The sequence below is a fragment of the Achromobacter sp. 2789STDY5608615 genome (assembly GCF_001298995.1).
GTDB lineage: Bacteria > Pseudomonadota > Gammaproteobacteria > Burkholderiales > Burkholderiaceae_B > Achromobacter > Achromobacter insuavis.
This window is the reverse complement of sequence record NZ_CYTY01000016.1, coordinates 57980-82787: the sequence shown is the minus strand read 5'-3', so window position 1 is coordinate 82787 and position 24808 is coordinate 57980. Positions and strand designations below refer to the sequence as shown.

General features: G+C 71.0%; 21 protein-coding genes and 1 pseudogene. 10 read left to right on the top strand and 12 right to left on the bottom strand.

The features are described from left to right. The gene (locus tag AOZ49_RS15860; RefSeq protein WP_054428772.1) at positions 1-1164 is read right to left on the bottom strand and encodes an FAD-dependent oxidoreductase; all 1164 of its coding nucleotides are present in this window, start codon (positions 1162-1164) and stop codon (positions 1-3) included. Positions 1165-1269: 105 nt separating this feature from the next. On the opposite strand from AOZ49_RS15860, the gene AOZ49_RS15855 reads away from it, so the two are divergent. Continuing rightward, positions 1270-1677 (top strand): MarR family winged helix-turn-helix transcriptional regulator, encoded by a 408-nt coding sequence (locus tag AOZ49_RS15855; RefSeq protein ID WP_054490878.1) that lies wholly within the window; start codon positions 1270-1272, stop codon positions 1675-1677. Here the strand turns inward: AOZ49_RS15855 and AOZ49_RS15850 are convergent. The 4 genes and pseudogenes from AOZ49_RS15850 to AOZ49_RS15835 all read right to left on the bottom strand — a co-directional run bounded on the left by AOZ49_RS15850 (position 1668) and on the right by AOZ49_RS15835 (position 5129). Next, entirely contained in the window at positions 1668-2066 is a 399-nt protein-coding gene (locus AOZ49_RS15850; RefSeq protein ID WP_054428774.1) for a PRC-barrel domain-containing protein, read from the bottom strand. The genes AOZ49_RS15855 and AOZ49_RS15850 overlap by 10 nt on opposite strands. Positions 2067-2130: 64 nt before the next feature. Continuing rightward, positions 2131-2436 carry an ElaB/YgaM/YqjD family protein gene (locus AOZ49_RS15845; protein ID WP_054476427.1) on the bottom strand — a complete coding sequence of 102 codons (306 nt, stop codon included), beginning with the start codon at positions 2434-2436 and terminating at the stop codon, positions 2131-2133. Between the two features lie 94 nt (positions 2437-2530). After that, positions 2531-4301 (bottom strand): annotated as a pseudogene (locus AOZ49_RS15840) (thiamine pyrophosphate-requiring protein). A 228-nt stretch (positions 4302-4529) separates the two neighbouring features. Further along, entirely contained in the window at positions 4530-5129 is a 600-nt protein-coding gene (locus AOZ49_RS15835; RefSeq protein WP_054476424.1) for a TetR/AcrR family transcriptional regulator, read from the bottom strand. Positions 5130-5324: 195 nt separating this feature from the next. Here AOZ49_RS15835 and AOZ49_RS15830 point away from each other — a divergent pair, with 195 nt between their 5' ends. Genes AOZ49_RS15830 through AOZ49_RS15820 form a run of 3 tightly spaced genes read left to right on the top strand, consistent with a single transcriptional unit; the run spans position 5325 to position 8227 of the window. After that, on the top strand, positions 5325-6350 hold the full coding sequence (locus AOZ49_RS15830; protein ID WP_054476422.1) for a sugar phosphate isomerase/epimerase family protein: 1026 nt from the start codon (positions 5325-5327) through the stop codon (positions 6348-6350). 47 nt (positions 6351-6397) lie between these two features. Then, entirely contained in the window at positions 6398-7282 is an 885-nt protein-coding gene (locus tag AOZ49_RS15825; protein ID WP_054476420.1) for an alpha/beta fold hydrolase, read from the top strand. Between the two features lie 3 nt (positions 7283-7285). Continuing rightward, positions 7286-8227 carry an alpha/beta hydrolase gene (locus AOZ49_RS15820; protein ID WP_054476419.1) on the top strand — a complete coding sequence of 314 codons (942 nt, stop codon included), beginning with the start codon at positions 7286-7288 and terminating at the stop codon, positions 8225-8227. A gap of 26 nt (positions 8228-8253) precedes the next feature. On the opposite strand, the gene AOZ49_RS15815 is transcribed toward AOZ49_RS15820, so the two are convergent. Then, on the bottom strand, positions 8254-8733 hold the full coding sequence (locus AOZ49_RS15815; RefSeq protein WP_054429246.1) for a VOC family protein: 480 nt from the start codon (positions 8731-8733) through the stop codon (positions 8254-8256). Between the two features lie 263 nt (positions 8734-8996). On the opposite strand from AOZ49_RS15815, the gene AOZ49_RS15810 reads away from it, so the two are divergent. Together AOZ49_RS15810 and AOZ49_RS15805 are read left to right on the top strand one after the other, a co-directional pair. After that, a complete protein-coding gene (locus AOZ49_RS15810; protein ID WP_054476417.1) occupies positions 8997-9641 on the top strand; it encodes a hypothetical protein in 645 nt (214 codons plus the stop codon). Beyond that, the gene (locus tag AOZ49_RS15805) at positions 9634-10740 is read left to right on the top strand and encodes a hypothetical protein (protein WP_231690358.1); all 1107 of its coding nucleotides are present in this window, start codon (positions 9634-9636) and stop codon (positions 10738-10740) included. Before AOZ49_RS15810 ends, AOZ49_RS15805 begins: the two co-directional genes overlap by 8 nt. Positions 10741-10758: 18 nt before the next feature. Here AOZ49_RS15805 and dmeF read toward each other — a convergent pair whose 3' ends face one another. The 3 genes from dmeF to AOZ49_RS15790 form a co-directional block, all read right to left on the bottom strand. Further along, positions 10759-11760, bottom strand: coding sequence for a CDF family Co(II)/Ni(II) efflux transporter DmeF (gene dmeF / locus AOZ49_RS15800; protein WP_054476414.1), 1002 nt, complete (start codon positions 11758-11760; stop codon positions 10759-10761). A gap of 54 nt (positions 11761-11814) precedes the next feature. Continuing rightward, positions 11815-12087: a metal/formaldehyde-sensitive transcriptional repressor gene (locus tag AOZ49_RS15795; protein ID WP_054476412.1), complete on the bottom strand. Its 273-nt coding sequence runs from the start codon at positions 12085-12087 to the stop codon at positions 11815-11817. Positions 12088-12180: 93 nt separating this feature from the next. Then, positions 12181-13104 (bottom strand): helix-turn-helix transcriptional regulator, encoded by a 924-nt coding sequence (locus AOZ49_RS15790; protein WP_180187738.1) that lies wholly within the window; start codon positions 13102-13104, stop codon positions 12181-12183. 155 nt (positions 13105-13259) lie between these two features. Between AOZ49_RS15790 and AOZ49_RS15785 the strand changes: the two genes are divergently transcribed. Genes AOZ49_RS15785 through AOZ49_RS15770 form a run of 4 tightly spaced genes read left to right on the top strand, consistent with a single transcriptional unit; the run spans position 13260 to position 20030 of the window. After that, positions 13260-15356 (top strand): TonB-dependent receptor, encoded by a 2097-nt coding sequence (locus tag AOZ49_RS15785; protein WP_231690357.1) that lies wholly within the window; start codon positions 13260-13262, stop codon positions 15354-15356. A 14-nt stretch (positions 15357-15370) separates the two neighbouring features. Continuing rightward, positions 15371-16558: an MFS transporter gene (locus AOZ49_RS15780; protein ID WP_054476406.1), complete on the top strand. Its 1188-nt coding sequence runs from the start codon at positions 15371-15373 to the stop codon at positions 16556-16558. Next, positions 16555-18291 (top strand): ABC transporter ATP-binding protein, encoded by a 1737-nt coding sequence (locus AOZ49_RS15775; RefSeq protein ID WP_231690356.1) that lies wholly within the window; start codon positions 16555-16557, stop codon positions 18289-18291. The genes AOZ49_RS15780 and AOZ49_RS15775 overlap by 4 nt, the downstream gene beginning before the upstream one ends. Continuing rightward, the gene (locus AOZ49_RS15770) at positions 18288-20030 is read left to right on the top strand and encodes an ABC transporter ATP-binding protein (protein ID WP_054476405.1); all 1743 of its coding nucleotides are present in this window, start codon (positions 18288-18290) and stop codon (positions 20028-20030) included. Before AOZ49_RS15775 ends, AOZ49_RS15770 begins: the two co-directional genes overlap by 4 nt. Positions 20031-20068: 38 nt before the next feature. Here the strand turns inward: AOZ49_RS15770 and pdeM are convergent, their stop codons facing one another. From pdeM to AOZ49_RS15755, 3 genes are read right to left on the bottom strand one after another with little or no spacing between them, the layout of a single operon-like run. After that, the gene (gene pdeM / locus AOZ49_RS15765) at positions 20069-20731 is read right to left on the bottom strand and encodes a ligase-associated DNA damage response endonuclease PdeM (RefSeq protein ID WP_054476399.1); all 663 of its coding nucleotides are present in this window, start codon (positions 20729-20731) and stop codon (positions 20069-20071) included. Beyond that, the gene (locus tag AOZ49_RS15760) at positions 20715-23171 is read right to left on the bottom strand and encodes a ligase-associated DNA damage response DEXH box helicase (protein ID WP_054476397.1); all 2457 of its coding nucleotides are present in this window, start codon (positions 23169-23171) and stop codon (positions 20715-20717) included. The genes pdeM and AOZ49_RS15760 overlap by 17 nt, the downstream gene beginning before the upstream one ends. Continuing rightward, entirely contained in the window at positions 23168-24772 is a 1605-nt protein-coding gene (locus AOZ49_RS15755) for an ATP-dependent DNA ligase (protein WP_054476395.1), read from the bottom strand. The genes AOZ49_RS15760 and AOZ49_RS15755 overlap by 4 nt, the downstream gene beginning before the upstream one ends. Positions 24773-24808: the final 36 nt, after the last annotated feature.

The following is a 24808-nucleotide window of genomic DNA, read 5'->3' as shown; positions in this document are numbered from 1 at the left end:
CTAACCCGCGCGAGTACCCGCTCCGCCATCACGCGCATGCGTCTCCAGCTGTTGCCGCAAGGCCCGCGCGCCGTGGTCGCCGAACATCTCGTCGAGCGCCTCGATGCAGTGCGGCGCGATGGCCGCGGCGCGATCCAGCATCGATGCCTCGCCGCGCCGCTGGGCCGCGCGCCAGTCGTCGTCGCTGACCAGCGCGTCGGCCAGCTCCGCCGCGTCCAACATCGCCAGGTTCACGCCCACCCCCAATGGCGGCATCACGTGCGCCGCGTCGCCGATCACGGTCAGCCCCGCGCGATGCGGCCAGCGCGTGCCCGCCGGCAGCGACACGATGGGCCGCACCGCCGCGATCCGGTCGGCCCCGGCGATCAGCGCCAGCAATGACGGCGACCAGCCCGCGAAGCGCGCCAGCAGCGCGTCCTTGCCGATGTCGGCCATGCCGGGGGCCGCCCGGCCATCGCCCGGGTCGCCGGTGCGCAACGCCGCGTAGACGCGCAAGGTCGCGTTGCCGTTGCGCTGCGCCACGATGCCGTCGCCGCCATGCAGCGCGAACAGCGTGCCGTGCCCGACCCGCCCGGCCGCCTCAGGATGGCGGCGGTCCACATCGTGCAGCCACAGCTCCACGAACGTGACGCCGCGATACACCGGCCGCGCGGGCGTGAGCGCCGCGCGCACCCGCGACCAGGCGCCGTCCGCGCCGATCACCAGATCGTAGGGGCCCTGCTCGCCGCCGGCGCAGCGCAAGCCAAAGCGCCCGTCGGGGCGCTCGATGACCGCGTCCAGCCGCTGCCCCCAGCGCACCGTGCCGGCGGCCAGCGGTTGCAGCAGCAGCTGGCGCAGCGCCAGGCGATCGATCTCGGGCCGGTCGCCGGCGCCCGGCGCCGGAATCTCCTCGCGCAGCACCGCCCCGGTGGCATGATCCACCAGCCGCGTTTCCTGGTCTTCGTGCCGAGCGATCGCCATGAATGCGTCCAGCAGCCCGGCCCGCGCCAACGCCCGCTGACCTTCATCGGGATGCAGGTCGAGCGAGCCGCCCTGGTCGCGCGCGTCGACCGCGGCATCGGCCTCGAACACGTCGGCGCGCCAGCCGTGGCGCTGCAGGATATTGGCGGCGGTCAGGCCGGCCGGGCCGGCGCCGATGATGGCGATGGTGGGGACTTGCGGCATGACGGCCTTTCCCTTAAGTTAATAGGTGCCTATGTATATTACATAGGCGCCTATCAACTTAAAAGAGGACGTATGGCGACTCCCCCCGACTGGCAGCCCCGGCGAATGCCGACCCTGCTCATCAACCGCTACGCCCGCCTGATGGCGCGCCGGGTCGACGACGGACTGCGGGACATCGGCATCAGCGCCTCGCAGTTGCCGGTCCTGGTCGCGCTCAAGGACGGCGGCCGGCTGACGCAGAAGGAACTGGCCGAGGCCTGCGACGTGGAACAGCCCAGCATGGCCCAGTTGCTCACCCGCATGGAGCGCGACGGCCTGGTGCGGCGCGAGCCGTCACCCACCGACGGCCGCAGCAGCCTGATATCCCTGACGGCCGCGGCCCATCGCAAGCTGGAGCCGGGCCGCGCCGTCCTGCGCCGGATCGACGAGCAGGCCTGCGCGATCCTCACGCCGGCCGAGCGCGAAGCGCTGGCCGGCATGCTGCTGCGGCTGCTGGAAGACGCCTACCAGTAGACGTCCTGGTTGTAGTACTTGTGCAGGTCGCGCGCCCAGGTCTCGTCGGCCATGCTCGGCCAGTTGTCCTTGTCGAACCCGGGCGCGTTCTTGAGCGTCTCCTTGTCGACGTTGAGCACGAAGCACTTGCGGTCGGTATCCAGCGTCAGCGCGTTCCAGGGAATGGCGAACAGCTTTTCCCCCATCCCCAGCACGCCGCCGCGCGCCAGCACCGCATAGGCCACCCGGCCGCGCGGCACGTCGATCATGATGGCCTTGACGTCCCCCAGGCTCTCGCCCGCGGCGTTGTAGACGTCATTGCCTTCCAGGGTATTGGCGGCCATGACTTCCGGCCCGGGTCCGAGCGCCTTGGCTTTCGGACCGCCGACGATATTCGATTGGTGTTCCATGATGTCGCTCCTGCGCGGTTGCCCGCGGCATGTTTTGCAATGAAGGAATGGTTCAACGCGTTGATCAGCGGCGGCGGGACTCCGCCATCAGGCAGATGCCGGCCAGCGCGCCCACCAGCACGGCGCTGGCGATGGTCTTCCAGGCGTGCTCGTGCACATAGTCATCGGTGGCTGCCGATACCTCCCTGGCCCGCCGCCATGCGTGCCGGCCTCTGACGCGGGCCTCGGCGCGCGCCGCGTCGAGCTGGTGCTTGAGGCGATCACGCGCCGCCTCGATCTCTGCGCCGCCGTAGCTGGCGGTGCTGCGCAGCAGGTTTTCGGTTCCCGATACCAAATCACGCAGCGTGTCGCTGCCGTTCTGTGTAGCCATGACCTCTCCTTGAAAAGAATGCCTGCCAGGCGCCGGCCGGGACCGGGCCGGAACGCCGGACGAAGGTCACTTAGCAAGCGGCGTGCCGCCCCCCTCAACCGGCCCACCACTGCTTGAGCGTCGCGCGCAGCGCCGCGGCGCCGGCGCCGCCGGTTTCCTTGCGCAGCGCCGCCATGTAGGCGCGCGCCTGCTTGAGCGACACGTGCGGCGGCAACGGCGGCATTTCCGGGTCGGTCACCACTTCCAGCACCACCGGCCGCCCCGCCGCCAACGCCTGGTCCCAGGCGGGCCCGACCTGCTCCGGCGCCGTCACCCGGATGCCCTCCAGGCCCAGCAGGCGGCCATAGTCGGCATAGGAGAATTCGGGCAACCACTGCGAGTCGCCAAAGCGCGGGTCACCACCCATGACCCGCTGCTCCCATGTCACCAGATTGAGATCGCCGTTGTTGAGCACCAACACCACCAGCGTCGGATCGGCCCATTCCTGCCAACGGTGCGCAATCGTGATGAGCTCGTTGATGCCCAGCATCTGCATGGCGCCGTCCCCCACCAGCGCGATCACCGGACGGCCGGGATGGGCCAGCTTGGCCGCCACCGCGTACGGCACGCCGCAACCCATGCTCGCCAGGCCGCCCGACACCGAACCCATCATGCCTTCGCGCAACTGGACGTCGCGCGCATACCAGTTGGCCGCCGAACCGGAGTCGCAGGTCACGATGCAATCCGGCGGCAGTCGATCCGACAATTCCAGAAAGGGCAGTTGCGGATTGACGGGGTTGGCCGCGACCCGGGCGCGCGCCTGGACGGTTTCACGCCAGCGTCGCACCCGCTTTTCGATGTGCCCGCGCCACTCGCCGGCCCCCCTTGGGCTGGAGCATGGGCAGCAATGCCTCGAGCGTCAGCCGCGCGTCGCCCACCAGGCCGACCTCCGCCGGATAGCGCAGGCTCAGCTGGCGCCCGTCCAGGTCGATCTGCACGCAGCGCGCCTGTCCCTCGCGCGGCAGGAATTCGGCGTACGGGAACGACGTGCCCACCATCAGCAGCGTGTCGCATTCGTTCATCATCTCCCAACTGGGCTGGGTGCCGAGCAGGCCGATGGCGCCGGTGACATAGGGCAAGGCATCCGGCAGCACCGCCTTGCCCAGCAGCGCCTTGGCCACGCCCGCGCCCAGGCGTTCGGCCACCGCCCGGACTTCGTTGCCTGCCGCCAGCGCCCCGGCGCCCACCAGCATCGCCACCCGCTCGCCGCGGTTGAGGATGTCGGCGGCGTTCGCCAGCGCGGTCTGCGGCGGCACCGTGGCGTGCGACGTGACGCCGATCCCGGTATGCACGGTGCCGTGCTCGCGCGGCGGTTCGGGGACGGCCTCGAGATCCTGCACATCGTTCGGAAAGATCAGGCAGGTGACGCTGCGCCGCTCCATGGCGATGCGCATGGCGCGGTCGATCATGTGCCGCGCCTGCAATGGCGATGTGACCATATGCACGAAATCGTGCGCCACATCCTTGAACAGGTTGGCCAGGTCCACCTCCTGCTGGTAGTCGCCGCCCAGCGCGCTGCGGGCCTGCTGGCCCACGATCGCCACGACCGGCTGATGGTCCATCTTGGCGTCATACAGGCCATTGAGCAGGTGGATCGCGCCGGGTCCGGAGGTGGCCAGGCAGACCCCGACCTGTCCGGTGAACTTGGCGTGGGCGCACGCCATGAAAGCCGCGCCCTCCTCGTGCCGGGCCTGCACGAATTCCAGCGCCGCGTTGCGGCCGAAGGCGCCGATCAGTCCATTGATGCCGTCCCCCGGATAGCCATAGATGCGTTGCACGCCCCACTGGCCGAGACGGTCCAGCACGAAGTCGGATACGGTTTGCACGGGTTTCTCCTTGCGGTTGCGGTGACGCCATCTCCCGCCTGCGCAATTACCGTTCCCTGCCCCCCCCTGCCCCCGGCGCGAGGGCAGCGGGCACGCATCCCATGGCATCCCTTACAAGGACCGGCAATAACCGCCCCCGGGCCGGGCAACTACAACCCGGCCGTCCATGACGCCCCGCGTAACGTGCTGGCGCGGATGCGCGACACGTTGCAGGCCAGCCGGAAACAATCAGCCCGCGCGCATGGCCGCCGCCAGCGGCGCCAGCGCCGGCCCGACCAGCGCCTGCAGCCGGGCCTTGGAGACGCCGTCTCGCGCCTGCACCGACAGGCCGTGCAGCAGCGCGGCGTAGAAGTCGCCCAAGGCCTGCACGTCGGTGCCGGGCTCGAGCGCGCCGTCGCGTTGCGCGGCGTCGAGACGATCGATGATGGATTGCGTGCGCGCCTTGCGGTGCGAGGACAGCCAGCGCATCACGGCTTCGTTGTCGGCGGCGTAGTTGGTGGCGGCGCTGACCACCATGCAGCCCTGCGGCCGGCCGCGGCGGGTGTAGGTCGACACGGCTTCGAGCAGCATCTTCTCGACGGCTTCGCGCACATCCGGCGACTGCAGGGCGTGTTCGGCGAAGGCGCCGTCGCCCGACTCATAGCGTTCCACCGCCTCGCGGAACAGGCCTTCCTTGGAGCCGAAGGCCGCATACAGGCGCGCCGAGGCCAGCCCGGTGGCGGCTACCAGATCGGCCATCGACGTGCCCTCGTAACCGTGCTGCCAGAAGGCCAGCATCGCCTGCTGCAATGCGAGGTCGCGGTCGAATTCCCTGGGTCTGCCTGCCATGTGCCATGCCTGATGAGTTGCGTGTTTTCGTAGTGTAGCGCCGCGCCGCGCCGGTCACGCCGACGCGCCTGCGCTTGCGTCGCGCGCCGGTTTCGGTCTATTCTTTGTCGTTCGACAAACAATTGACGCAAGCCGGTATCCGGCAAACGAAAGGCAGACCACAGCACGAAAACCCTCAAAGGCCCCAGCCTCCACCTGGCGCAATTCAGCGACACCGCCGCGCCGTTCAACAGCCTGCCCGCCATCGCCGAATGGGCGGCGGGCCTGGGCTTCAAGGCCCTGCAGGTGCCGGCCTGGGACGCGCGCCTGTTCGACGTGGCGCTGGCCGCGTCGAGCCAGGATTACTGCGACGAGATCACCGGCATGCTGGCCGGCCATGGCCTGGTCATCAGCGAGCTGACTACCCACATCTTCGGCCAGCTGCTGGCGGTGCATCCGGCCTATGAAGCGATGTTCGACACCTTCGCGCCGGCCGCGGTGCGCGGCAATGCGCCGGCCCGCACCCAGTGGGCGCACGAACAGCTGCTGCTGGCCGCGCAGGCCTCGCGCCGCCTGGGCCTGACCGACATGGGCACGTTCTCGGGATCGTTCGCCTGGCCCTATCTGTTCCCGTTCCCGCAGCGGCCGGCCGGCCTGATCGAGACCGCGTTCGACGAACTGGCGCGGCGTTGGCGCCCGGTGCTGGACGCCTGCGACGAGCAGGGCGTGAACCTGTGCTACGAGATCCACCCGAGCGAAGACCTGCACGACGGCGTCACGTTCGAGATGTTCCACGAGCGCGTCGGCCATCACGCCCGCTGCGCCATCCTGTTCGACCCCAGCCACTTCGTGCTGCAGCAGCTGAACTACCTGGACTATCTCGACATCTACAAGGACCACATCCGCATGTTCCATGTGAAGGACGCCGAGTTCAATCCGAGCGGACGCCAGGGCATCTACGGCGGCTACCAGTCGTGGGGCGACCGCGCCGGCCGCTTCCGCTCGCTGGGCGACGGCCAGGTCGACTTCAAGGCCATCTTCTCCAAGCTGGCGCACCACGACTACCCGGGCTGGGCCACGCTGGAATGGGAATGCTGCCTGAAGGACCAGGAAGCCGGCGCGCGCGAAGGCGCCGCCTTCATCAAGCAGCACATCATTCCCGTGACCGGCAAGATCTTCGACGACTTCGCCGGCGCCGCCATCGACCAGCGCCAGATCAACGCGCTGCTGGGCATCGCCTGAACGCGCACACACGTCCCCCGACTCACCCGACAAAACACCCTGAATCCATGACACATCCCCACGACGCCTACCTGCCGCCCGGCGCGGATTTCTCGCACCGCTATGTGATGGTGAACGGCGCGCGCCTGCATTGCGCCATCGCCGGCACGGGCACGCCGGTGCTGCTCATCCCCGGCTGGCCGCAGACCTGGCTCACCTGGCGCCACGTGATGCACGCGCTCGCCAGCCAGGGCTATCAGGCCATCGCGGTCGATCCGCCCGGCACCGGCGATTCGGATCGACCGCTGGGCGGCTACGACACCGGCGCGATCGCCGCCACCCTGCATCAGCTGATGGCACAGCTCGGCCACGCCCGCTACCAGGTGGTCGGCCATGACATCGGCATGTGGGTCGCCTATGCGCTGGCCAGCGATTTCCCCGGCGTGGTCACCCGCCTGGCGCTGACCGAAGCGGTGATCCCCGGCCTGGCGCCCGAGCCCACCCTCTTCGCGCCGGCCGAGGACAACATCTTCCTGTGGCATTTCATGTTCAACCGCCTGCCCGACCTGCCCGAGGCGCTGATCGTGGGCCGTGAACAGGCCTACCTGACGTACATGTTCGACAAGTGGTCGCACCGCCGCGACCGCGTCGCCGCCCAGGCCTACATCGACGCCTACGCCGCGCCGGGCGGATTGCGCGCCGGCTTCGCCTACTACCGCGCCATTCCCGAGACCGTGCGCCAGAACGGCGAGCGCGCCCGCGCGCCGTTGCCCATGCCGGTGCTGGCCATCGGCGCCGAGCACGCCACCCGCGACGCGCCGCTGCTCACCATGCAGCGCAACGCGCTCGACGTGCGCGGCGCCATCATTGCCGACTGCGGCCATTTCGTAACGGAGGAGTGTCCCGAGGAGTTCCTCGCGCACCTGCTGCCGTTCCTGTCGCGGGAGGGCTGAGGCATGGCCCTGGATCCACACATCGACGCCTATCTGCGGCGCCTGTCATCGGCCGCCGCGCCGCTGGACCTGCAGGCGCAGCGCGCCGCTACCGAAGCTGGCCTGCGCGCCTTGCAGGGGCCGCTGGAACCGGTGGCCGCCATCGAGACCCACACCGTGCCCGGCCATGGCGGCCATCCGCTGCGGGTGCGCGCCTACACGCCGCACGGCGCCGCGCCCGGCGCGGTGTTGCCGGCGCTGGTGTACGCGCATGGCGGCGGCTGGTTCCAGTGCTCGCTGGAACTGTATGACAACCCCTGCCGCGCGCTGGCCAACGCCACCGGCTGCAAGGTGCTGTCGGTCGACTACCGCCTGGCGCCGGAGAGCAAGTTTCCGATTCCGCTGGAGGATGTCTACGCGGCGCTGACCTGGGTCGCGGCCCATGCCGGGATGCTGGGGATCGACCCCGCCCGCATCGCCATCGGCGGCGACAGCGCCGGCGGCAACCTGGCGGCGGCCGCGGCCATCATGGCGCGCGACCGCGGCGGTCCGCCGATCGCGCACCAGCTGCTGTGCTATCCGGTGGTGGACCACGCGTTCTCCACCGCCTCGTACCAGGCGTATGGGCAGAACTTCTTCCTGACGGAAGCCGTGATGCGCTACTGCTGGTTCACTTACCTGGTCAATGAACGCGATGGCGCCTCGCCGTATGCCTCGCCGCTGCGCGCCGAGCTGGCCGGCCTGCCGCCAGCGACGCTGCTGATCTGCGAATACGATCCGCTGCGCGACGAGGGGCTGGCCTACGCCGAACGGCTGCGGCAGGCGGGCGTGGCGGCGCGCGACGAGGTGCTGCCGGGCATGGTGCATGCGTGCATCCACATGCTGGGCCTCACGCCCGATGCCCGCCGCCTGTTCGACCTGGCGGGCGCGGCGCTGCGCGAGGCGTTCGGGCTGCCGGCGGATTGAGCGCCACCGGGCGCGGATGCGCGTTGTCAGCCGCGCACCGCCGCCTCGATGCCGGCGACGTCGATCTTGCCCATCTGCATCATGGCCTCGAAGGCGCGCCTGGCGGCGGCGCGGTCCGGCAACACCAGCGCCTCGGTCAGCACCCGCGGCGTGATCTGCCAGGACAGGCCCCAGCGGTCCTGGCACCAGCCGCACACGTTTTCCTGGCCGCCGTTGCCGACGATCGCGTTCCACAGGCGATCGGTCTCCGCCTGGTCGTCGGTGGCGACCTGGAACGAGAAGGCCTGGTTGTGCAGGATGCCGGGGCCGCCGTTCAGGCCGAGACAGGGAATGCCGGCCACCGTGAACTCCACGGTCAGGACATCGCCCTCGCGCCCCGACGGATAGTCGGCGGGCGCGTGCATCACGCGGCCCACGGCGCTGTCGGGAAAGGTCTGCGCGTAGAACCGCGCCGCGTCCAGCGCGTCGCGGTCGTACCAGAGGCAAATCGTATTCTTGCTGATCATCATCGGTCTCCTGCGATGAGAAGCGAAACGCGAAACGAAACACGCAACGCGCGAACCCGACACGCGCCCGCGAGGTCCGCGCCCCGCGCACTGAAGAATGCTGCCCGGTCGAGCATAACGCCGGCTCCGGCGCGCAGACGTTACGAAGCGTTGGCGAATCTCCCCGCGCCCAGCCGCGGCGATCCGCCCCCCCCGGGGTGACAGACCGTCGCCGCTCTGCGCATAATCCCGGGCATCCCGTCCTCCCCCAGGAGTCCACCGGCATGTCTTCCCCCTCGCTGGCATCGACGCGTCTCGCCGTCCTTCGCATGCGCTACGCACTTTGCTGCGCCGCGGCACTGCTGTGGCTGGCCTGCGCGGCCCCCGCCCAGGCCTTCGACCGCCAGGCCCAGACGCAGCGCTATCAGCAATGGCTGGCCGATTTCGAGCGCGACCTGCGCCAGCTCGCCGCCGTGCCCAACCCCACCGACGCCGACGTCGAGCGCATCTTCGCCGACACCGTGGTGCCGTCATCGCGCGCGGTGGCCTTCGTGCGCCAATTGGCCGCGCAGCCGGCCGGCACGGTGTCGGGGGAGATTGCCTACCAGGGCCGGGCGCGCCTGCTGCTCGGCCTGTTGCGGCAATCGGTGGTGGCGGGCGACGGCGGCCCCTACACCGACACGCCGCCGGGCAAGGCGCCGCTGCAGTTGCGCGCCTGGTATCTGCATATCGACGGCGGCGGCCAATTGGAGCGCCATTTCAACGATCCCGACGCCTACAAGCCCTATCGCCTGCCGCCCGACGGCAAGCTCGAGCGCGACGCCTACCCCTTCCTGGTGTTCGACGATGGCCCGCGCCTGCGGCTGGGCGCCATGGCGCGGGAATACTGGAACGTGGTGCGCTTCCTGGATGGGCTGCAACATGGCTGACGCGACGATGCCCCGCCGCTGGCCGCGCCGTCTCGGCGCCGCGCTGCTGGCCGCGGCCCCCACGCTGGGCTGGGCCGCCTGCGCCCCCATCGACACCCCTTTCGGCGCCGAGCCGGCGGCCGTGGCGTTGCGCCCCCAGCCGCTGGCGCTGGCGCTGGACGGTCCGCGCGTCTTGCTGGGCCTGCATGGCGAACGCGTGCAGGCCGACACCCGGCTGATCAGCGTGGCCGAGGACGGCGACCTCACGCCGCGCCTCTGGACCGACGCGGTGGACTGGCGCGTCTACGCCAGCCGCGCCGGCGAGCCCGGCGCGACCGTGTTGCAGCGGGATGCCGACGGCCGGCTGTGCCGCATCGATCGCTACCGGCAGGTGCGCGGACGCCAGGTCGAGGATGGCGGCTACCGGCTCGCCTACGATGCCCAGGGCCGGCTGGCGGCCTACGCCGAATTCACGTCGGCGCGCAGTAAGAGCGCGCTGCAGCAGGCTTGCGTCAGCCGTGACGGCCAAGGCCGCGTCACGGCCGTGTTCCTGGACGATTGCGGCGGCGCGCCGTCGCGGCCGGTGTACTACGTGCGCGATGATGCCGGCGCCCTGCTGCGCATCATCGACCTGCGCGCCGGCCCGCTCGGCGCGCTGGTGCATCGCCTGAATGCCGATGGCACGACGCGCGTGGTCTACCGGTCGCGTCCCGATCCCGATAGGGACGGCGCGATGATCGCCTATGCCCTGCCGTCCAACCCGCAGGACCGGATCCTGCCGGTGGCGCCCGGCGCGTCGCCGATCGTCATCACCGAGATCCCCGACGAGCCCTGGCGCGTGGTGCGCGTGCCGGCCGACACGGTCGAGGGCGACGGCCTGCCGTCGTGGGATCCCAAGGTGCAGACCGTGCTGCTCAAGGGGCTCAGCAATGCCCAGGGCCGGGTCGTGCTGGACCCGCGGCAGATCGCGCCGTTCCACCGCGCCTTGCGCGAGACGCCGGGGCGGGTGTTCCTGTATGTGCACGACATGACCCGCTTCCTGCCCGTCACGGCGCTGGATGCCAAGGCCTGGGGCCGCTGCGTCGATCCGGCCCGGCGCGACGCCGGCGCCTGCGACTGAGCGCGCGGGCCGTCTCGTTCAGGGACTGGCCTGCGTCTCGACCGTCAGGTGCGACAGGCCGGCGATATGCGCCAGCTTGGCCTTGTAGAACGCGCTGTCGCGCGGATGGCGCGTGACCAGCGACACGATTGCGGCATAGTGGCCCGGACCGACCTGCCACACATGCAGGTCGGCGATCTCGCCGTCGCCGGCATCCAGGGCCCGTTCGATGTCGCGCCGCATTTTTCCGCTCTGCGGCGCGGCGTCGAGCAGCACGGTGCCGGAATCGCGGATCAGGCCCCACGACCAGCGCGCGATGACCAGCGCGCCGACCACCCCCATCGCCGGATCCGCCCATAGCCAGCCGTAGCTGCGGCCCGCCAGCAGGGCCGCGATGGCGAGCACCGAGGTCAGGGCATCGGCCAGCACGTGGACGTAGGCCGAGCGCAGGTTGTTGTCGTGGCTGCGTTGCGGGTGCGCGTGAGCCGCGGCCGGCGCGTAGGCGTGGGACGGGCTGGCGTGAGAGTGCGCGTGGCCGTGATCATGGTCATGGTCGTGGTCATGCCCATGGCCGCCATGCCCATGCGCGTGGCCATGGTCGTCCTTCAGCAGCCAGGCCGACACCAGGTTGACCACCAGCCCCGCCGCGGCGATGGCGATGGCCTCGTCGAAGCGGATGGGCACCGGATCGACCAGCCGCGCCAGGCTGTCCCGGCCGATGATCAGGGCGATCAGGGCCAGCACGATGGCGCTGGCGAACCCCGCCAGTTCGCCCAGCTTGCCGGTGCCGAAGGTAAAGCGCGGATTGCGGGCCTGGCGGCGCGCGTAGCCGTAGGCCAGCGCGGTGATCAGCATGGCGCCGGCATGGGTCGACATGTGCCAGCCATCGGCCACCAGGGCCATCGACCCGTAGAGATTGCCGGCGATGATCTCGACGGCCATCATGCCCGCCGTCAGGGCAATGACCCACCATACCCGGCGCTCGTTGCGCCGGTGGTCCTGGCCGAGGAAGACGTGGTCATGGGTCAAGGGGGTATTCATGGGATTGCTCCTGCTCGCGGGGCCATGAACCGGCGGCCCCCTGCCGGCGGGCCGCTATTTCATGTAGGCCCGGATCACGTCCATCATTTCCCGCGCCGCCTCGACCCGCTCGGCCTCGGACGGCGCGTGCACGACGTGCTCGTCCAGGTGGCCCTGCATGACTTCCGCCGTCAGGCCGTTGAGCGCGCCGCGGGCCGAGGCCAGCTGGCGCAACACTTCGCCGCAGGCCGATTCGGCTTCGAGCGCGCGCTCCAGGCCGTCGAGCTGGCCACGGATGCGGCGCACGCGGGCGATGAGTTTTTCCTTCTGGCGGATGGTGTGGGCCATGGTCGGTGCGCGGGAAATATAGTGTAGGGGACTATATTATATCTTCAGCACCCGCCGCCCCATTCCCCTGCCGCCGTCCCGGAAATGCGAAGGCTAGGCCCCGCGTCGCAGGGCCGACGGGTTGACGCCGAACTGTTTGCGGAACGCCGCCGAGAAGTGGCTGGGGTTGCTGTAGCCGAGGTCGGCGGCCACGTGCGCCACCGACAGCCGCCCGCGCAGCAGTTCGGTGCGCGCCTGCTGCATGCGTTCGTGCTGGAAGCAGTCGTAGATGCTGCGGCCATAGTGGCGGCGGAACGCGCGCGCCAGGGTCGGCACGCTGACGTCCGCCTCGCGCGCCAGCGCCTCCAGGCTGGGCGCGCGGCTCAGGTCGGCCAGCAGATGTTCGTGCACTCGCGCCATGCGGCGTTGCATGGCCACAGGCAGGCCGGCCAGGGGCCGGCCGCAGGATTCCAGGAACAGGCCCACCAGCAACAGCGACTGGGCCTGCAGCCACAACCCATGGCGGCTGGCCGCGCCCTCGCCGGCCAGGCCCTGCGCCAGCTGATGCGCGGTGCCGCGCAGCTCGGCGCCGCCATGGCCGTGCAGGAAGCAGGCCGCCGACGCCAGGCCGCTGGCCAGGTCGCCTTCGAGGTCGTGGCTCCAGCGCTGGAGCACGTCGGGCCTGACCATCACGGTGACATTGTCCAGGCAGCCTTCCTGGCAGTAGTGGCCGCGCCGGCCCGGGCCGTAGCTGATGGTGCCGGTGCCCTCGCGCACCGCGAATTCGCGGCCGCCTTCCCAGCCGTCGAAATGGCAGGCGGCGCGCCCGTCCATGCGGCTGTTGAAGCTGAAATGAACGTAGTCGCTGTCGTCCTGGAGGGGAAGGTCGATGGCTTCGCGCAGGGCGCTGCGCCAGTAGACCAGCTCGGCGCCATCCTGCAGCGGCATGCGGGTGATGCGGCAGACGCTGCCCGGACCCAGGCGCAGCACCGAAGTGTCCATCACGACACGGGAAAGCGGGATCAGGCTGGAACTCATGGGACACGCACCAGGCAGAGTTGATCCGATTCGGGCGGGGATGATCGGATCCGGGTAGCAATACAAATGTAAATCATTATCATCCATTCGTATCAAGCCCGCAATCGCGGTCCGGCCAACCGCGATGGCTCCACCCCCACTTCCAGAAGGCCCCCATGCGACTCCCTTCCCTGCCAGCGCTTTCCCTGTCCACGCTGGCAATGTCCATCGCCCTGCCCGCCCAGGCGCAATCCGCCGCGGATGCCGCCACCCTGCCCGCCGTCACCGTGCATGCGCGCGGCGCCGACGAAAACGCCAAGGACCTGCCCTACACGGTCGAGGTCATGGACGGCATCACGCTGGAACAGCGCCGCCTGCTGAACGTGGAGCAGGTGCTGCGCGCCACGCCCGGCGTCAACGTCAATTCCTCGGGCGGCGCCAACGTGTCCACCATCTACATCCGCGGCGTCGGCGCGCTCTATCCCATGAGCATGGACGACAGCTCGGTGGCGCTGAACGTCGACGGCAGCCCGCTGTCGACGCGCAACATTTCCATCGGCACGCTCGACGTCGACCAGATCGAGGTGCTCAAGGGCCCGCAGGGCACGCTGTTCGGCGGCATGGGCGAGGCCGGCGCGGTCAACCTGACCACGCGCCGCCCGACCCGCGAATGGGAAGGCTATGCCCGCGCCGAATACGGACAGGACCGCCAGTTCCTGACCGAGGCCGCGGTCGGCGGCCCGCTCACCGACAAGCTGGCCGGCCGCTTCGCCATCCGCGCCGGCGGCTCGGACCACTGGATCGAGAATGCCCGCACCGACCAGCCGCTGTCCAAGCCGCGCGATCTGGCGTTCCGCGGCAGCCTGCTATGGGACCTGACCACCCGCACCAGCGCGCTGGTGTCGGCCGAACGCCACCAGATCCGCCACCTGGGCGAACAGCTGGTGCTGATGCCCTACGGCCGGCCGCCCACGGTGGACATGGATCCGTCGCTGCTGGACGACGCCAAGAAGACCGTCGAGCGCTACACGCTGCAGCTGGACCACCGCTTCGACCGTGCCCGCCTCACGGCCATCTCGGCCTACACCGACAGCTACAACATCGGCCCGGTGGTCTACGACCGCCGGCTGCAGAACGCCATGGGCCGCGGCAACAGCGAGTTCTGGAACGTCGACGAAGCGCGCGAGCGCGTGTTCACGCAGGACCTGCGGCTGGCCTCGCTGCCGGAGAGCGACCTGTTCTGGGTCACGGGCCTGTCGTACTCGCATGCCAAGCGCTCGTACGACACGCCGCGCAACACCTACGGCGACGCCAGCGCCAAGTACCGCGACTTCGATACCGACCGCTACGGCGTCTACGGCGAGATGACCGTGCCGCTGGCGAGCCAATGGAAGCTGACCACCGGCCTGCGCCAGTCGTGGGTGCGCAAGACCTACGACGGCAAGTACCACGGCGGCGGCATGGTCACCACCGACCACCGCGAGCTCGACGACAGCTTCACCACCGGCCGCATCGCGCTGGCCTATGCGCTGACGCCCACCACCACGCTGTACGGCAGCTATGGCCGCGGCTACAACCCCGGCGGCTTCAACGACTATGCCGCGCAGCCGCTGGACAGCGAGCCGTACAAGGCCGCCAAGACCAACTCCTACGAGATCGGCTTCAAGTACCTGAGCGCCGACGGGCGCTATGGCCTGAACGGCGCCGTGTACCTGAACCAGGTGCGCAACAACCACCTGCTGTCGTATGACTCGGCCACCTTCGCCGTCAACGCGCTCAACGCCGACACCCGCAGCAAGGGCGCCGAACTGCAAGGCACGGTGCAGCTGGACAACGGCCTGGGATTGACCGCCGGCCTGAGCTACATCGACGCCAAGATCACCACCGCCGTCAACGGCATCGGCGACGGCGACGTCAAGGCCGGCAACCGCGTGCCCGACGTCTCGCGCTGGGGCGGCACGCTGGGCGTGACCTATCGCCACGCCATGCCGGCAATGCTGGCGATGTCGGCGCCGGTCTTCAACGCCCGCGTCGACTACCAGTACGTCGGCAAGCGCGCCGCCGATCCGCAGAACCACTTCGACCTGGGCAGCTACCAGTTGCTGAACGCGCGCCTGGGCGTGGCCAACGGCCGCGCCGAGTACTACGTGTGGGGCAGCAACCTGCTGAACCGGCAGTACGACCTGTACGGCTACTTCGCGCCGCCGTCGGTGGCCTACGGCGCGCCGGCCCGCGGCCGCACGCTCGGGGTCGGCGTTTCCTATACCTATTGATCCGGAGCCCTCCGATGCAGTCCCGCCGTACCTGGACCCTGCTGGCCAGCCTCTACAGCACCCAGTTCCTGGGGCTGATGTTCTTCGTCGTCGCCATGGTGGCCATCCTGCGTGAGGCGGGCGCCAGCCTGGACACCATCGGCCTGATCTACCTGCTGGGCATGACCTGGCCGCTCAAGGCGCTGTGGGCGCCGTGGATCGACCGCCACGCCACCGGGCTGCGCGGCCACTACCGCGGCTGGCTGCTGCTGACCCAGGCCGGCATGGTGCTGTGCCTGGCGGTCATCGGCATGCTGGACCTGCGCGCGGACTTCGCCGCGATCTACCTGCTGTGCCTGGCGACGGCGCTGCTGTCGTGCACCCAGGACATCGCGCTCGACGGCCTGGCCTGCCGCCTGCTCGGCGCCGCCGAGCGCGGCCTGGGCAACGGCCTGCAGATCGCGGCGGGCCTGATCGGCAACCTGGTCGGCGGCGGCGTGATGCTGATGCTGTACCCGACGCTGGGCTGGCAGGGCTGCTGCCTGGTGCTGGCGGCGCTCACGTCGGTGTCGTGGCTGCAGCTGCTGGGCTACCGCGAGCCCGACTGGCCGCGCGCCGCCGGACCGGTCAGCCACCGCCGGCTGTTCACTTTCTGGCGCGGCGCGGCGCGCAAGCGCTGGCTGCTGTTGCTGGTGCTGTACCCGGCCGCCAGCTCGCTGGCGTACGCCGTCATCATGCCGGCGTTGATCGACAGCGGCTGGACGCTGGACGGCATCGGCCTGGTGGTCAACGTGGTGGGTTCGGTGGCCGGGCTGGCCACCGCGCTGGCATACGGCCGGCTGCTGCGGCGCATGGCGCGCCCGCGCGCGATGCGGGTGGCGGCGGTGCTACAGCTGCTGGGCATCGCCGGCCTGGCCTGGCCGGCGATGGGCTGGGGGCCGCCGGCCGCGGCCGGCGCGCTGGTGGTGCTGTATTTCCTGCTGTACACCCCGGCCGCCACCGTGCTGGCCACCCTGATGATGGATCATGCCTCGCCGGAGAGTCCGGCCACCGACTACACGGTGCAGGCCAGCCTGAGCCATTTCCTCTCGATGGGGCTGTCTTCGGTGGGCGCGATGCTGGCCGGCCGCATCGGCTACGGCGGCGTGATCGCCGCCTCCGTGGCGCTGGCCGCCCTCGCGCTGGTCGCCGCCGTGCGCTGGACGCCGCGGGAGGCCGCATGAACACCCCGTGGCAGATCATGCGGCCGGTGCGCGGCCGCATCCGTTTCGCGATGGCGCTGGCGGTGGCCGGCGTGCTGGCGAGCCTGGCTTCGCTGGCCTGCCTGGCGCTGGCGCTGGACGGCCTGCTGCACGCGCCCGGCCGCTATCCCTGGCCCGCGTTCGCCGGCGCGCTGGCGTGCACGCTGCTGGCCTGCTTCCTGCGCCTGCAGGCCTTCAACCAATCGCACTATGCGGCCTTCCGCCTGGAAGTGACGTTGCGCGCCGGCCTGGTGGCGCACCTGGCGCGGCTGTCGTTCGGCGATCTGCAGGCGCTGGGCGGCAGCGCCCTGGCCAAGGTGGCGCAGAACGACGTGCAGGCGCTGCACGCCTTCGTCGCCGACAGCACGCCGCTGTATGCGCGCGCCTATGCCATGCCGCTGTTCAGCGCCGCGCTGCTGTTCGCGCTGGACTGGCGCCTGGCGCTGGCCTGCGTCGGCGTACTGGCCTTCGGCGCGCTGGTGATGGCGCTGGCGATGCGCGGGCGCGAGGTCATGACGCGGCGCTATCACCAGGCGCGCGAGCAGGTCAACGCCGCCGTCATCGAATACGTGCAGGCGATGCCGGTGGTGCGCACCTTCGACACCGGCCAGACCACCTTCGGCCGCTATCACCGCGCCCTGGAACGCTACCTGGCCATGCTGACCGACTGGTACCGCGACGCCAGCTTCAGCGCGCGTTTCGCCATTGCGCTGCTCGGCCCGCTGCCGACGCTGGCGGTGCTGCTGTGGCTGGGCGGCTGGTGGACCGCGCACGGCCAGCTCGACTTCGCCTTCTGGCTGGCGGCACTGCTGTTCGGCATGGGCATGGCCGAGGCCATGTTCCCGATGATGTCGCTGGCGCACATGGTCGACCAGGCCAAGCTGAGCATCGCCCGCATCCAGCAACTGATGGCGATCGAGCCGCTGGCGCCGGCGCGTGCACCCGACCGGCGTCCGGCCGATGGCGCCGTGCGCTTCGAGGACGTGGACTTCGGCTACGGCGGCAAGCCCGCCCTGCATGACCTGAGTTTCACCGCGCACCCGGGCCAGGTGACGGCGCTGGTGGGCCGCTCCGGCGCCGGCAAGAGCACGGTGGCGCGGCTGATCGCCCGCTTCTGGGACGTCGACGGCGGCCGCGTGTGCGTGGGCGGCGTCGACGTGCGCGACATGGACCGCGACACTCTGTTCCAGCACGTGGCGTTCGTGTTCCAGGACAACTTCCTGTTTTCCGGCAGCGTGGCCGACAACATCGCCATGGGCCGCCCCGATGCCAGCCGCGCCGAGATCGAGGCCGCCGCCCGCGCCGCGCAGGCGCACGATTTCATCCAGGCGCTGCCCGACGGCTACGACACCGCGTTGCGCGAAGGCGGCAAGGACCTGTCCGGCGGCCAGCGCCAGCGCCTGACCATCGCCCGCGCCATCCTGATGGACCGTCCGATCCTGGTGTTGGACGAACCCACCGCGGCCACCGATCCCGAGAACGAGCGCGCGGTCAACGCGGCGCTGGCCGAACTGATGCGCGGACGCACCGTCATCGTGGTGGCGCATCGCCTGCCCAGCATCCGCCACGCCGACCAGATCCTGGTGCTGGAGCGCGGCCGGCTGGCCGAATCCGGCACGCATGACAGCCTGCTGGCGGCCGACGGCCTGTACGCCCAATTGTGGAACAACCATCAACGCGCCCGTCTCTGGACCCTGGGCGAACCGCAATCATGACCACACGCCCCGCTTCCTGGCGCGAGACCTATCTCCGCCTCATGCGCAGCGCCGGCGGCCAGGCGCGCCGCCTGCGCGCCAGCCTGCTGCAACTGGCGCTGGCCGCCGTATTCCAGGGCCTGGCCCTGGCCTGCGTCGCGCCGCTGTTTCTCCATGTCGCCCATGGCGACCCGTGGCCGGCCGCGGCCGCCTGGCTCGCGGCCTTGTCCGGACTGGCCCTGGCCGCGACCGCGCTGCGCTGGCGCGCGCAGGGCTTCGACTACGGCGGCCACATGGCCCGCGCCACGCACGAACTGCGCGTGCGGCTGGGCGAGCAGCTGCGCCGCATGCCGCTCGAAACGCTGCAGGCGCAACGCACCGGCGGCATCGCCGCCAAGCTGCTGGGCGGCGTCGACGAACAGATGAATTACGCGCTGACCGTGATCAACCTGATCCTGGGCGCCATCATCACCCCGGCGGTGGCGGCGCTGGCGTTGCTGGCGCTGGATTGGCGCATCGGCGTGGCCCTGCTGCTGGTGTTTCCGCTGATCATTCCGCTGTACCGCTGGCGCCGTCCGGCGCTGGACCGCGGCGCCCGCGACACCGGCCGGGCCAACGAGGCGCTGAACGCCGAGCTGCTGGAATACATGCAGGGCCTGCCGGTTTGCCTGGCGACCGGCCGCGCGGGCGCCGCGAACGAACGGCTGCGCCAGGGCTTCGAACAGCTGGAACGCCTGCAGCGCCAGGCGCATCGCCGCGGCGCCAAGCCGACGCTGATGGTGGTGACCCTGGTCGAAGCGGGCCTGCTGGCGATCCTGGCCTGCGGCGCGTTCTGGGTGACCCAGGGCAGCCTGGATCCGGCGCTGCTGGCCGCGGTGCTGGTGCTGGTGGTGCGCTTTGCCGAGCCGCTGGCGATGTTCGTGTCGTTCACCGCCATCTTCGCCCTGATCGAGGCGGCGCTGGCGCGCGTCGAGGAGGTGCTGGCGGTGGCGCCGCTGCCGCAGTGGCCGGCGCAGGGCGCGCCCTCGCCCCAGGACGGCATCCGCATCGAACAATTGGATTTCCAGTACGCGGCCGGCAGCGCGCCGGCCCTGCGCGGCATCGACCTGGACCTGCCCGCGCGCGGCCTGACGGCGCTGGTGGGGCCGTCAGGATCGGGCAAGACCACGCTCACCCGCCTCCTGATGCGCCATGCCGACCCGCAGCGCGGCGCGGTGCGGATCGGCGGCGTCGATATCCGCAGCCTGTCGCCCGCCGACCTCAACCGGCTGGTGTCGACCGTGTTCCAGGACGTGCACCTGTTCGACGACACGGTGCTCGCCAACATCGGCATGGCCCGGCCCGAGGCCAGCGAGGCCGAGATCCGCGCCGCCGCCCGCGCGGCGCATTGCCTGGATCTCATCGAGCGCTTGCCTCAAGGCTGGCAGACGCGGCTCGGTGAAGCCGGCGGCACGCTGTCCGGCGGCGAGCGCCAGCGGCTGTCGATCGCCCGCGCGATCCTGAAGAACGCGCCGATCCTGATCCTGGACGAACCCACCGCCGCGCTAGACACCGAAAGCGAACTGGCGGTGCAGGCGGCGATCGACGCGCTGGTGCCCGACCGCAGCGTCATCGTCATTGCCCATCGGCTGTCCACCATCGTGGCCGCGGACCGCATCCTGGTGTTCGAGGAGGGCCGCATCACGCAGCGCGGCACGCACGCGCAGCTGCTGGCCACGGCCGGCCGCTATCGCCAGATGTGGCGAGCGCAGCAGGGCTAGCGGGCGTCCGCCTCCCGCGCGGTCCCGGACCCGGCCCGTCAACGCGGGCGCCCGCCGACCTCGATCGCGACGCCTTCGACGCAGGCGACGATGCGCCCGTCATCGCCGCTGGCGGGATGGCCGCCGGTGAAGTCCGAGAACGCCGGCAGGATCGCAAGGCCAGGGCGTAGCCAGAACGCCGGCCAACTGCGCGGCACGCCGCGCACGGACGTCTTCGGATGCACGTGGCCCGCGATGACGTGCAGGCCGGCTGGGGACGCCCGCGGAACATGGCTGAACAGGAACGGGCCGTCGATGCAGGTCTCGCCAAGCTGCCGCACGCCAAACGCCGGACCGTCCAGGGCGCGGTCATGATTGCCCGCCAGCACGGCGATCTCCAGTGCGGCCCGGTCCCGCCGCCACGCCATCCACGTGTCGCGCCACCCCGCCTGCCCGGCGGGTCCGTGCAACAAGTCGCCCACGATCCACAGCTCGCGGGCGGCGGTGCGCGCGATCACCTCCGCCAGGCGGTCCAGGTCGCCGCGCGTGGCGCCGCTGGGCACCGCAATGCCCGCGCGCCGGAACACATGGCTCTTGCCCAGGTGCAGGTCGGCGATGATCAGGCGCGATCGCGCGGGCCAGAACAGCGCCCGCGTCCCCAGCAGCCACATCGGCTCGTCGCCCAACAGCGCCTGCAACGCGCCCTCAGGCAACGCGTTCATAGCGCTTCTCCAGTTGCTGCGCGGCACGCCTGACGCGCGCCTGCCAGGTCTCGGTGCTGAGTTGCCCGCGCATGCTTTCGGTCCACAGCGGGAACGACAAGGGCGTCAGCGCGCGCGGCTCGCACAGCGCCAGCTCGCGCCGCTGACAGTCGTGCAATGCCGCCAGCAGGCGCGGCGCCTCCAGTTGCAGCTCGAAGACCTCTCGCTCCGCTTGCGCCAGCAGCAGGTGGTCAGGGTCGTAGCGGCGCAGGACGTCGTAGAGCAGGCCGCTGGACGCCTGCACCTGGCGCAGCGAACGCGCCGCCTGGCCGGGCAGCGACGGCGTCAACAGGCCCGCCACGCGCGCGATCTCGCGGAACTGCCGACGCGCCATCTCGCCCAGGTTGACGCCATCGCGCAGGTCCTCGGCCATGTGTTCGGGGCTGAGCAGCTGGCGCAACAGCGCGTCGTCCAGCGCGGCCGGCTCGGCCAGCGTCAGCATCAGTCCGTAGTCGTTGACGGTGTAGGAAATCGTGTTGGCCTGCCGCCGCCCCCAGCGCAGCGCGATCATTGCCGCGATGCCTTCGTGCACGGCGCGGCCGGCGAACGGAAACAGGAACAGATGCATGCCGCGCCGCGTGCCGATGCGTTCTGCCACCAGCCGCCCCCGATCCGGCAATGCGCTGGCCTGCGCCTGGATCCGCAGCAGCGGCGCGACCGCGCGCATCTCCGGATGCGTGCCGGGGTGCGAATACAGGCTCTCCACTTCGCTGGCCAGCTGCGTCGACAAGGGCATGCGGCCGCCCTGCCAGGTTGCGACCGGGCCATCGCCGCCCTTGGCACGGCGCACGTAGGCGACCATGCCTTCCAGCCGCACCAACTCCAGTGTGCGGCCGGCGAACTGGAAGCGGTCGCCACGCCGCAGGCGCGCCAGAAAGCCTTCTTCCACCGAGCCCAGGCTGCCCCCGCGCAGGTACTTGACGGCCACGGCGCCGTCGGCGGTGATGGTGCCGATGGACAGGCGATGGCGGAACGCGACGCGCCGGTCGTGCACGCGATAGCGGCCGTCGTCGTCGCGCACGACCCGTTGATAATCCGGATACTTGGCCAGCGCGCGGCCGCCCTGCACGATGAAGTCCAGCACCGCCTGCCAGGTCGCGCGATCGAGCGCGGCATAGGCGTGCGTGCCGCGCACTTCCTGGTACAGCGCGTCGGCGTCGAAGCCGCCGCCGAGCGCCAGCGTAACGGCGTGCTGGGCCAGCACGTCCAGGCTGCCGACCGGCGGCGGCCGGGATTCGATCTCGCCGCGCGCGATGGCCTGCCGGGCGGCGGCGTACTCGATCAGTTCGAGCGCCTGCGCCGGCACGCACACCACGTTGCCGGACTCGCCCGGCCGGTGCCGGGCGCGGCCTGCGCGTTGCAACAGGCGCGCCACGCCCTTGGGGCTGCCGATCTGCAACACCTGGTCCACCGCCGGAAAATCCACGCCCAGGTCCAGGCTGGAGGTGGCCACCACGCAGCGCACCGCGCCGTCGCGCAGGCCCTGCTCCACCGCCGCGCGCAGCTTGGGATCGAGCGAACCGTGGTGCAGCGCCAGGGTGCCCGGCGCCTCCGGCCAGATCGATTCGAGCGCGCGATGCCAGAGCTCGGCCTGCGCGCGGGTGTTGGTGAACAGCAGTGTCGCGCGCACGTCGAACAGGCGCTTGAAGACCCGTTCCAGCTGCGACAGCCCCAGGTGCCCCGCCCACGGCAGGGCGCGGCTGCGTTCGGGCAACAAGGTCGATATCTGGATCCTGCGCGGCCGCGCGCCCGCCACCAGCGCGCTGTCGGGCGCATGCGGCAGCAACACGGCGCGGGCCTGGTCCAGGTTGCCCAGCGTGGCCGACAGGCCCCAGGTGCGCGCGCCGGGCGACAGGCGGCGCAGGCGCGCCAGGCACAGCTGCAGCAGCACGCCGCGCTTGTTGCCCAGCAGCTCGTGCCATTCGTCCACCACGATGCCGCGCAGGGCGCGAAAGCGCTGCGACGCATCGGCGTAGGACAGCAGCAGCGCCAGGGACTCGGGCGTGATGACCAGCACGTCCGCCTTGCCCTGCCGCGCCAGGCGCTTGTCGCGCGCGCTGGCGTCGCCGGTGCGCAGCGCCACCGTCCAGGCCAGGCCCAGGTCGGCCGCCGTCTGCGCCAGGGCGCGCGTGGTGTCGGCGGCCAGCGCCCGCAGCGGCGTGACCCACAGCACGCGCGGCCCCTCGCCCGCCGCCGCGCGCGCCGGCGCCGGGTCGGCCAGCGCCTCCAGCAGCGGGCCGCCGAATGCCGCCAGGGTCTTGCCGCTGCCGGTGGGCGTATGCAGCAGGCCGGATTCACCGGCCAGATAGCGCCGCCAGGTTTCGCGCTGGAACGCGGCGGGCTTCCAGCCGCGCGCCGCGAACCATGCCAGCAAGGGGCCGTCCCGCTTCGCGGCGCTCATCGCGCCAACGCCTTCAGGGTATCGAGCCGGTCGGCCTGGTCGGCGCGCTTGTCATGGCGCCAGCGCAGGATGCGGGGAAAGCGTACCGCCACGCCGGACTTGTGCCGCCGGGACAGGTTGACGCCCTCGAAGCCCAGCTCGAACACCTGCACCGGGTCGACCGAGCGCACCGGGCCGAAGCGTTCGCGCGTGTGGGCGCGCAGCCAGCGGTCCAGTTCAAGGATCTCCTTGTCGTCCAGGCCCGAGTAGGCCTTGGCGATGGGCACCAGCGCGTCGCCGTCCCACAGGCCGAAGGTGTAGTCGGTGTAGAGCGTGCTGCGGCGGCCGTGGCCGGACTGCGCGTACAGCAGCACCGCATCGATGGTGAGCGGATCGATCTTCCACTTCCACCAGTCGCCGCGCCGCCGGCCGGCCTGGTAGGGCGCGCCGCGGCGCTTGAGCATGAAGCCCTCCACGCCGCGCTCACGCGATTGCGCGCGCAACGCCTGGGCCTCGTCCCAGCTTGCCGGCGCCACCAGCGGCGACAGGCCCAGGCGCGGGTCGGCGCGCTCGCGCAACAGCGCTTCCAGCCGCGCGCGGCGCCCGGCCTGCGGCGCGTCGCGCAGGTCGGCGCCGTCCAGCTCCAGCAGGTCATAGGCGAGCAAGCGCACCGGCGCCTCGGCCAGCCACCGGGGCCCGGGCTTGAGCCGCTGGATGCGGGTCTGCAGGGCCGAGAACGGCATCGGATCGGCGCTGTCTTCCTGCCAGGCCAGCAGCTCGCCGTCGATGACGCAGTCCACCGCCAGCGCGGCCGCGGCGGCCTCGACTTCCGGGAAGCGGCCGTCCAGGCGCTCTTCGCCGCGCGACCACAACGCCACCTCGCCGCGCCGCCGGATCAGTTGCGCGCGGATGCCGTCCCACTTCCACTCCAGCAGCCAGTCGTCGATCGGCCCCAGCAGCGCCGGGGCGCCCTCCAGCGGCGAGGCCAGGAAAAAGGGATAGGGCTGCTGGCGGTCGCCCGGCAGCTCGTCGGCGCTGAGCAGGTCGCGCAGAAACGCGGGGCTGGGCGACCATGCGCCCAGCATGCGCTGCGCGATGCGGGCGATGGGCACGCCCGACAACTCCGCCAGCGCCTGCTGCACCATGCGTTGCGACACGCCGACGCGCAGCGCGCCGGTCAGCAGCTTGTTGAAGACCAGGCGCTCGATGTAGGGCAGGCCCCGCCAGGCCGCGACGATGACTTCGCGGCGCTCGGCCTCGTCGCGGTTGGCGACCGGCACCAGGATCTCCTCGATCCAATCGGCCAGGCCGCGCTCGGGCGCGGCAATGCGCGGATCGGGCACCAGCAGCGCCAGCGTCTCGGCCAGGTCGCCGACCTGGTCGTAGCAGGCGTCCACCAGCCAGGGCGCGGTGTCGGAGGCGGTCGCGGCCCATGCGCGCAACTCGCCGACGGCGGCGATCTTGCGGCGCGCGCTGCTGATCTTGCCGCCCGCCAGCAGGTACAGGGCCCAGGCCGCGTCGCGCGGCGGCGCATCGCGGAAGTACGCCAGCAGCGCCGCGCGCTTGTCCAAGGTGGCGGTGCTGCGGTCCAGCTCCTGATACAACGCCGCGAATCGCTTCATGCCTGGGTCCGTTCCCCTGTCGCTACGAAAATGGCG

Bases quoted from the DNA above. Each gene is read 5' to 3' on its own strand.
- AOZ49_RS15860 (WP_054428772.1), bottom strand. From the start codon at position 1,164: ATGCCGCAAGTCCCCACCATCGCCATCATCGGCGCCGGCCCGGCCGGC.
- AOZ49_RS15855 (WP_054490878.1), top strand. From the start codon at position 1,270: ATGCCGACCCTGCTCATCAACCGCTACGCCCGCCTGATGGCGCGCCGG.
- AOZ49_RS15850 (WP_054428774.1), bottom strand. From the start codon at position 2,066: ATGGAACACCAATCGAATATCGTCGGCGGTCCGAAAGCCAAGGCGCTC.
- AOZ49_RS15845 (WP_054476427.1), bottom strand. From the start codon at position 2,436: ATGGCTACACAGAACGGCAGCGACACGCTGCGTGATTTGGTATCGGGA.
- AOZ49_RS15835 (WP_054476424.1), bottom strand. From the start codon at position 5,129: ATGGCAGGCAGACCCAGGGAATTCGACCGCGACCTCGCATTGCAGCAG.
- AOZ49_RS15825 (WP_054476420.1), top strand. From the start codon at position 6,398: ATGACACATCCCCACGACGCCTACCTGCCGCCCGGCGCGGATTTCTCG.
- AOZ49_RS15820 (WP_054476419.1), top strand. From the start codon at position 7,286: ATGGCCCTGGATCCACACATCGACGCCTATCTGCGGCGCCTGTCATCG.
- AOZ49_RS15815 (WP_054429246.1), bottom strand. From the start codon at position 8,733: ATGATCAGCAAGAATACGATTTGCCTCTGGTACGACCGCGACGCGCTG.
- AOZ49_RS15810 (WP_054476417.1), top strand. From the start codon at position 8,997: ATGTCTTCCCCCTCGCTGGCATCGACGCGTCTCGCCGTCCTTCGCATG.
- AOZ49_RS15805 (WP_231690358.1), top strand. From the start codon at position 9,634: ATGGCTGACGCGACGATGCCCCGCCGCTGGCCGCGCCGTCTCGGCGCC.
- dmeF (WP_054476414.1), bottom strand. From the start codon at position 11,760: ATGAATACCCCCTTGACCCATGACCACGTCTTCCTCGGCCAGGACCAC.
- AOZ49_RS15795 (WP_054476412.1), bottom strand. From the start codon at position 12,087: ATGGCCCACACCATCCGCCAGAAGGAAAAACTCATCGCCCGCGTGCGC.
- AOZ49_RS15790 (WP_180187738.1), bottom strand. From the start codon at position 13,104: ATGAGTTCCAGCCTGATCCCGCTTTCCCGTGTCGTGATGGACACTTCG.
- AOZ49_RS15785 (WP_231690357.1), top strand. From the start codon at position 13,260: ATGCGACTCCCTTCCCTGCCAGCGCTTTCCCTGTCCACGCTGGCAATG.
- AOZ49_RS15780 (WP_054476406.1), top strand. From the start codon at position 15,371: ATGCAGTCCCGCCGTACCTGGACCCTGCTGGCCAGCCTCTACAGCACC.
- AOZ49_RS15775 (WP_231690356.1), top strand. From the start codon at position 16,555: ATGAACACCCCGTGGCAGATCATGCGGCCGGTGCGCGGCCGCATCCGT.
- AOZ49_RS15770 (WP_054476405.1), top strand. From the start codon at position 18,288: ATGACCACACGCCCCGCTTCCTGGCGCGAGACCTATCTCCGCCTCATG.
- pdeM (WP_054476399.1), bottom strand. From the start codon at position 20,731: ATGAACGCGTTGCCTGAGGGCGCGTTGCAGGCGCTGTTGGGCGACGAG.
- AOZ49_RS15760 (WP_054476397.1), bottom strand. From the start codon at position 23,171: ATGAGCGCCGCGAAGCGGGACGGCCCCTTGCTGGCATGGTTCGCGGCG.
- AOZ49_RS15755 (WP_054476395.1), bottom strand. From the start codon at position 24,772: ATGAAGCGATTCGCGGCGTTGTATCAGGAGCTGGACCGCAGCACCGCC.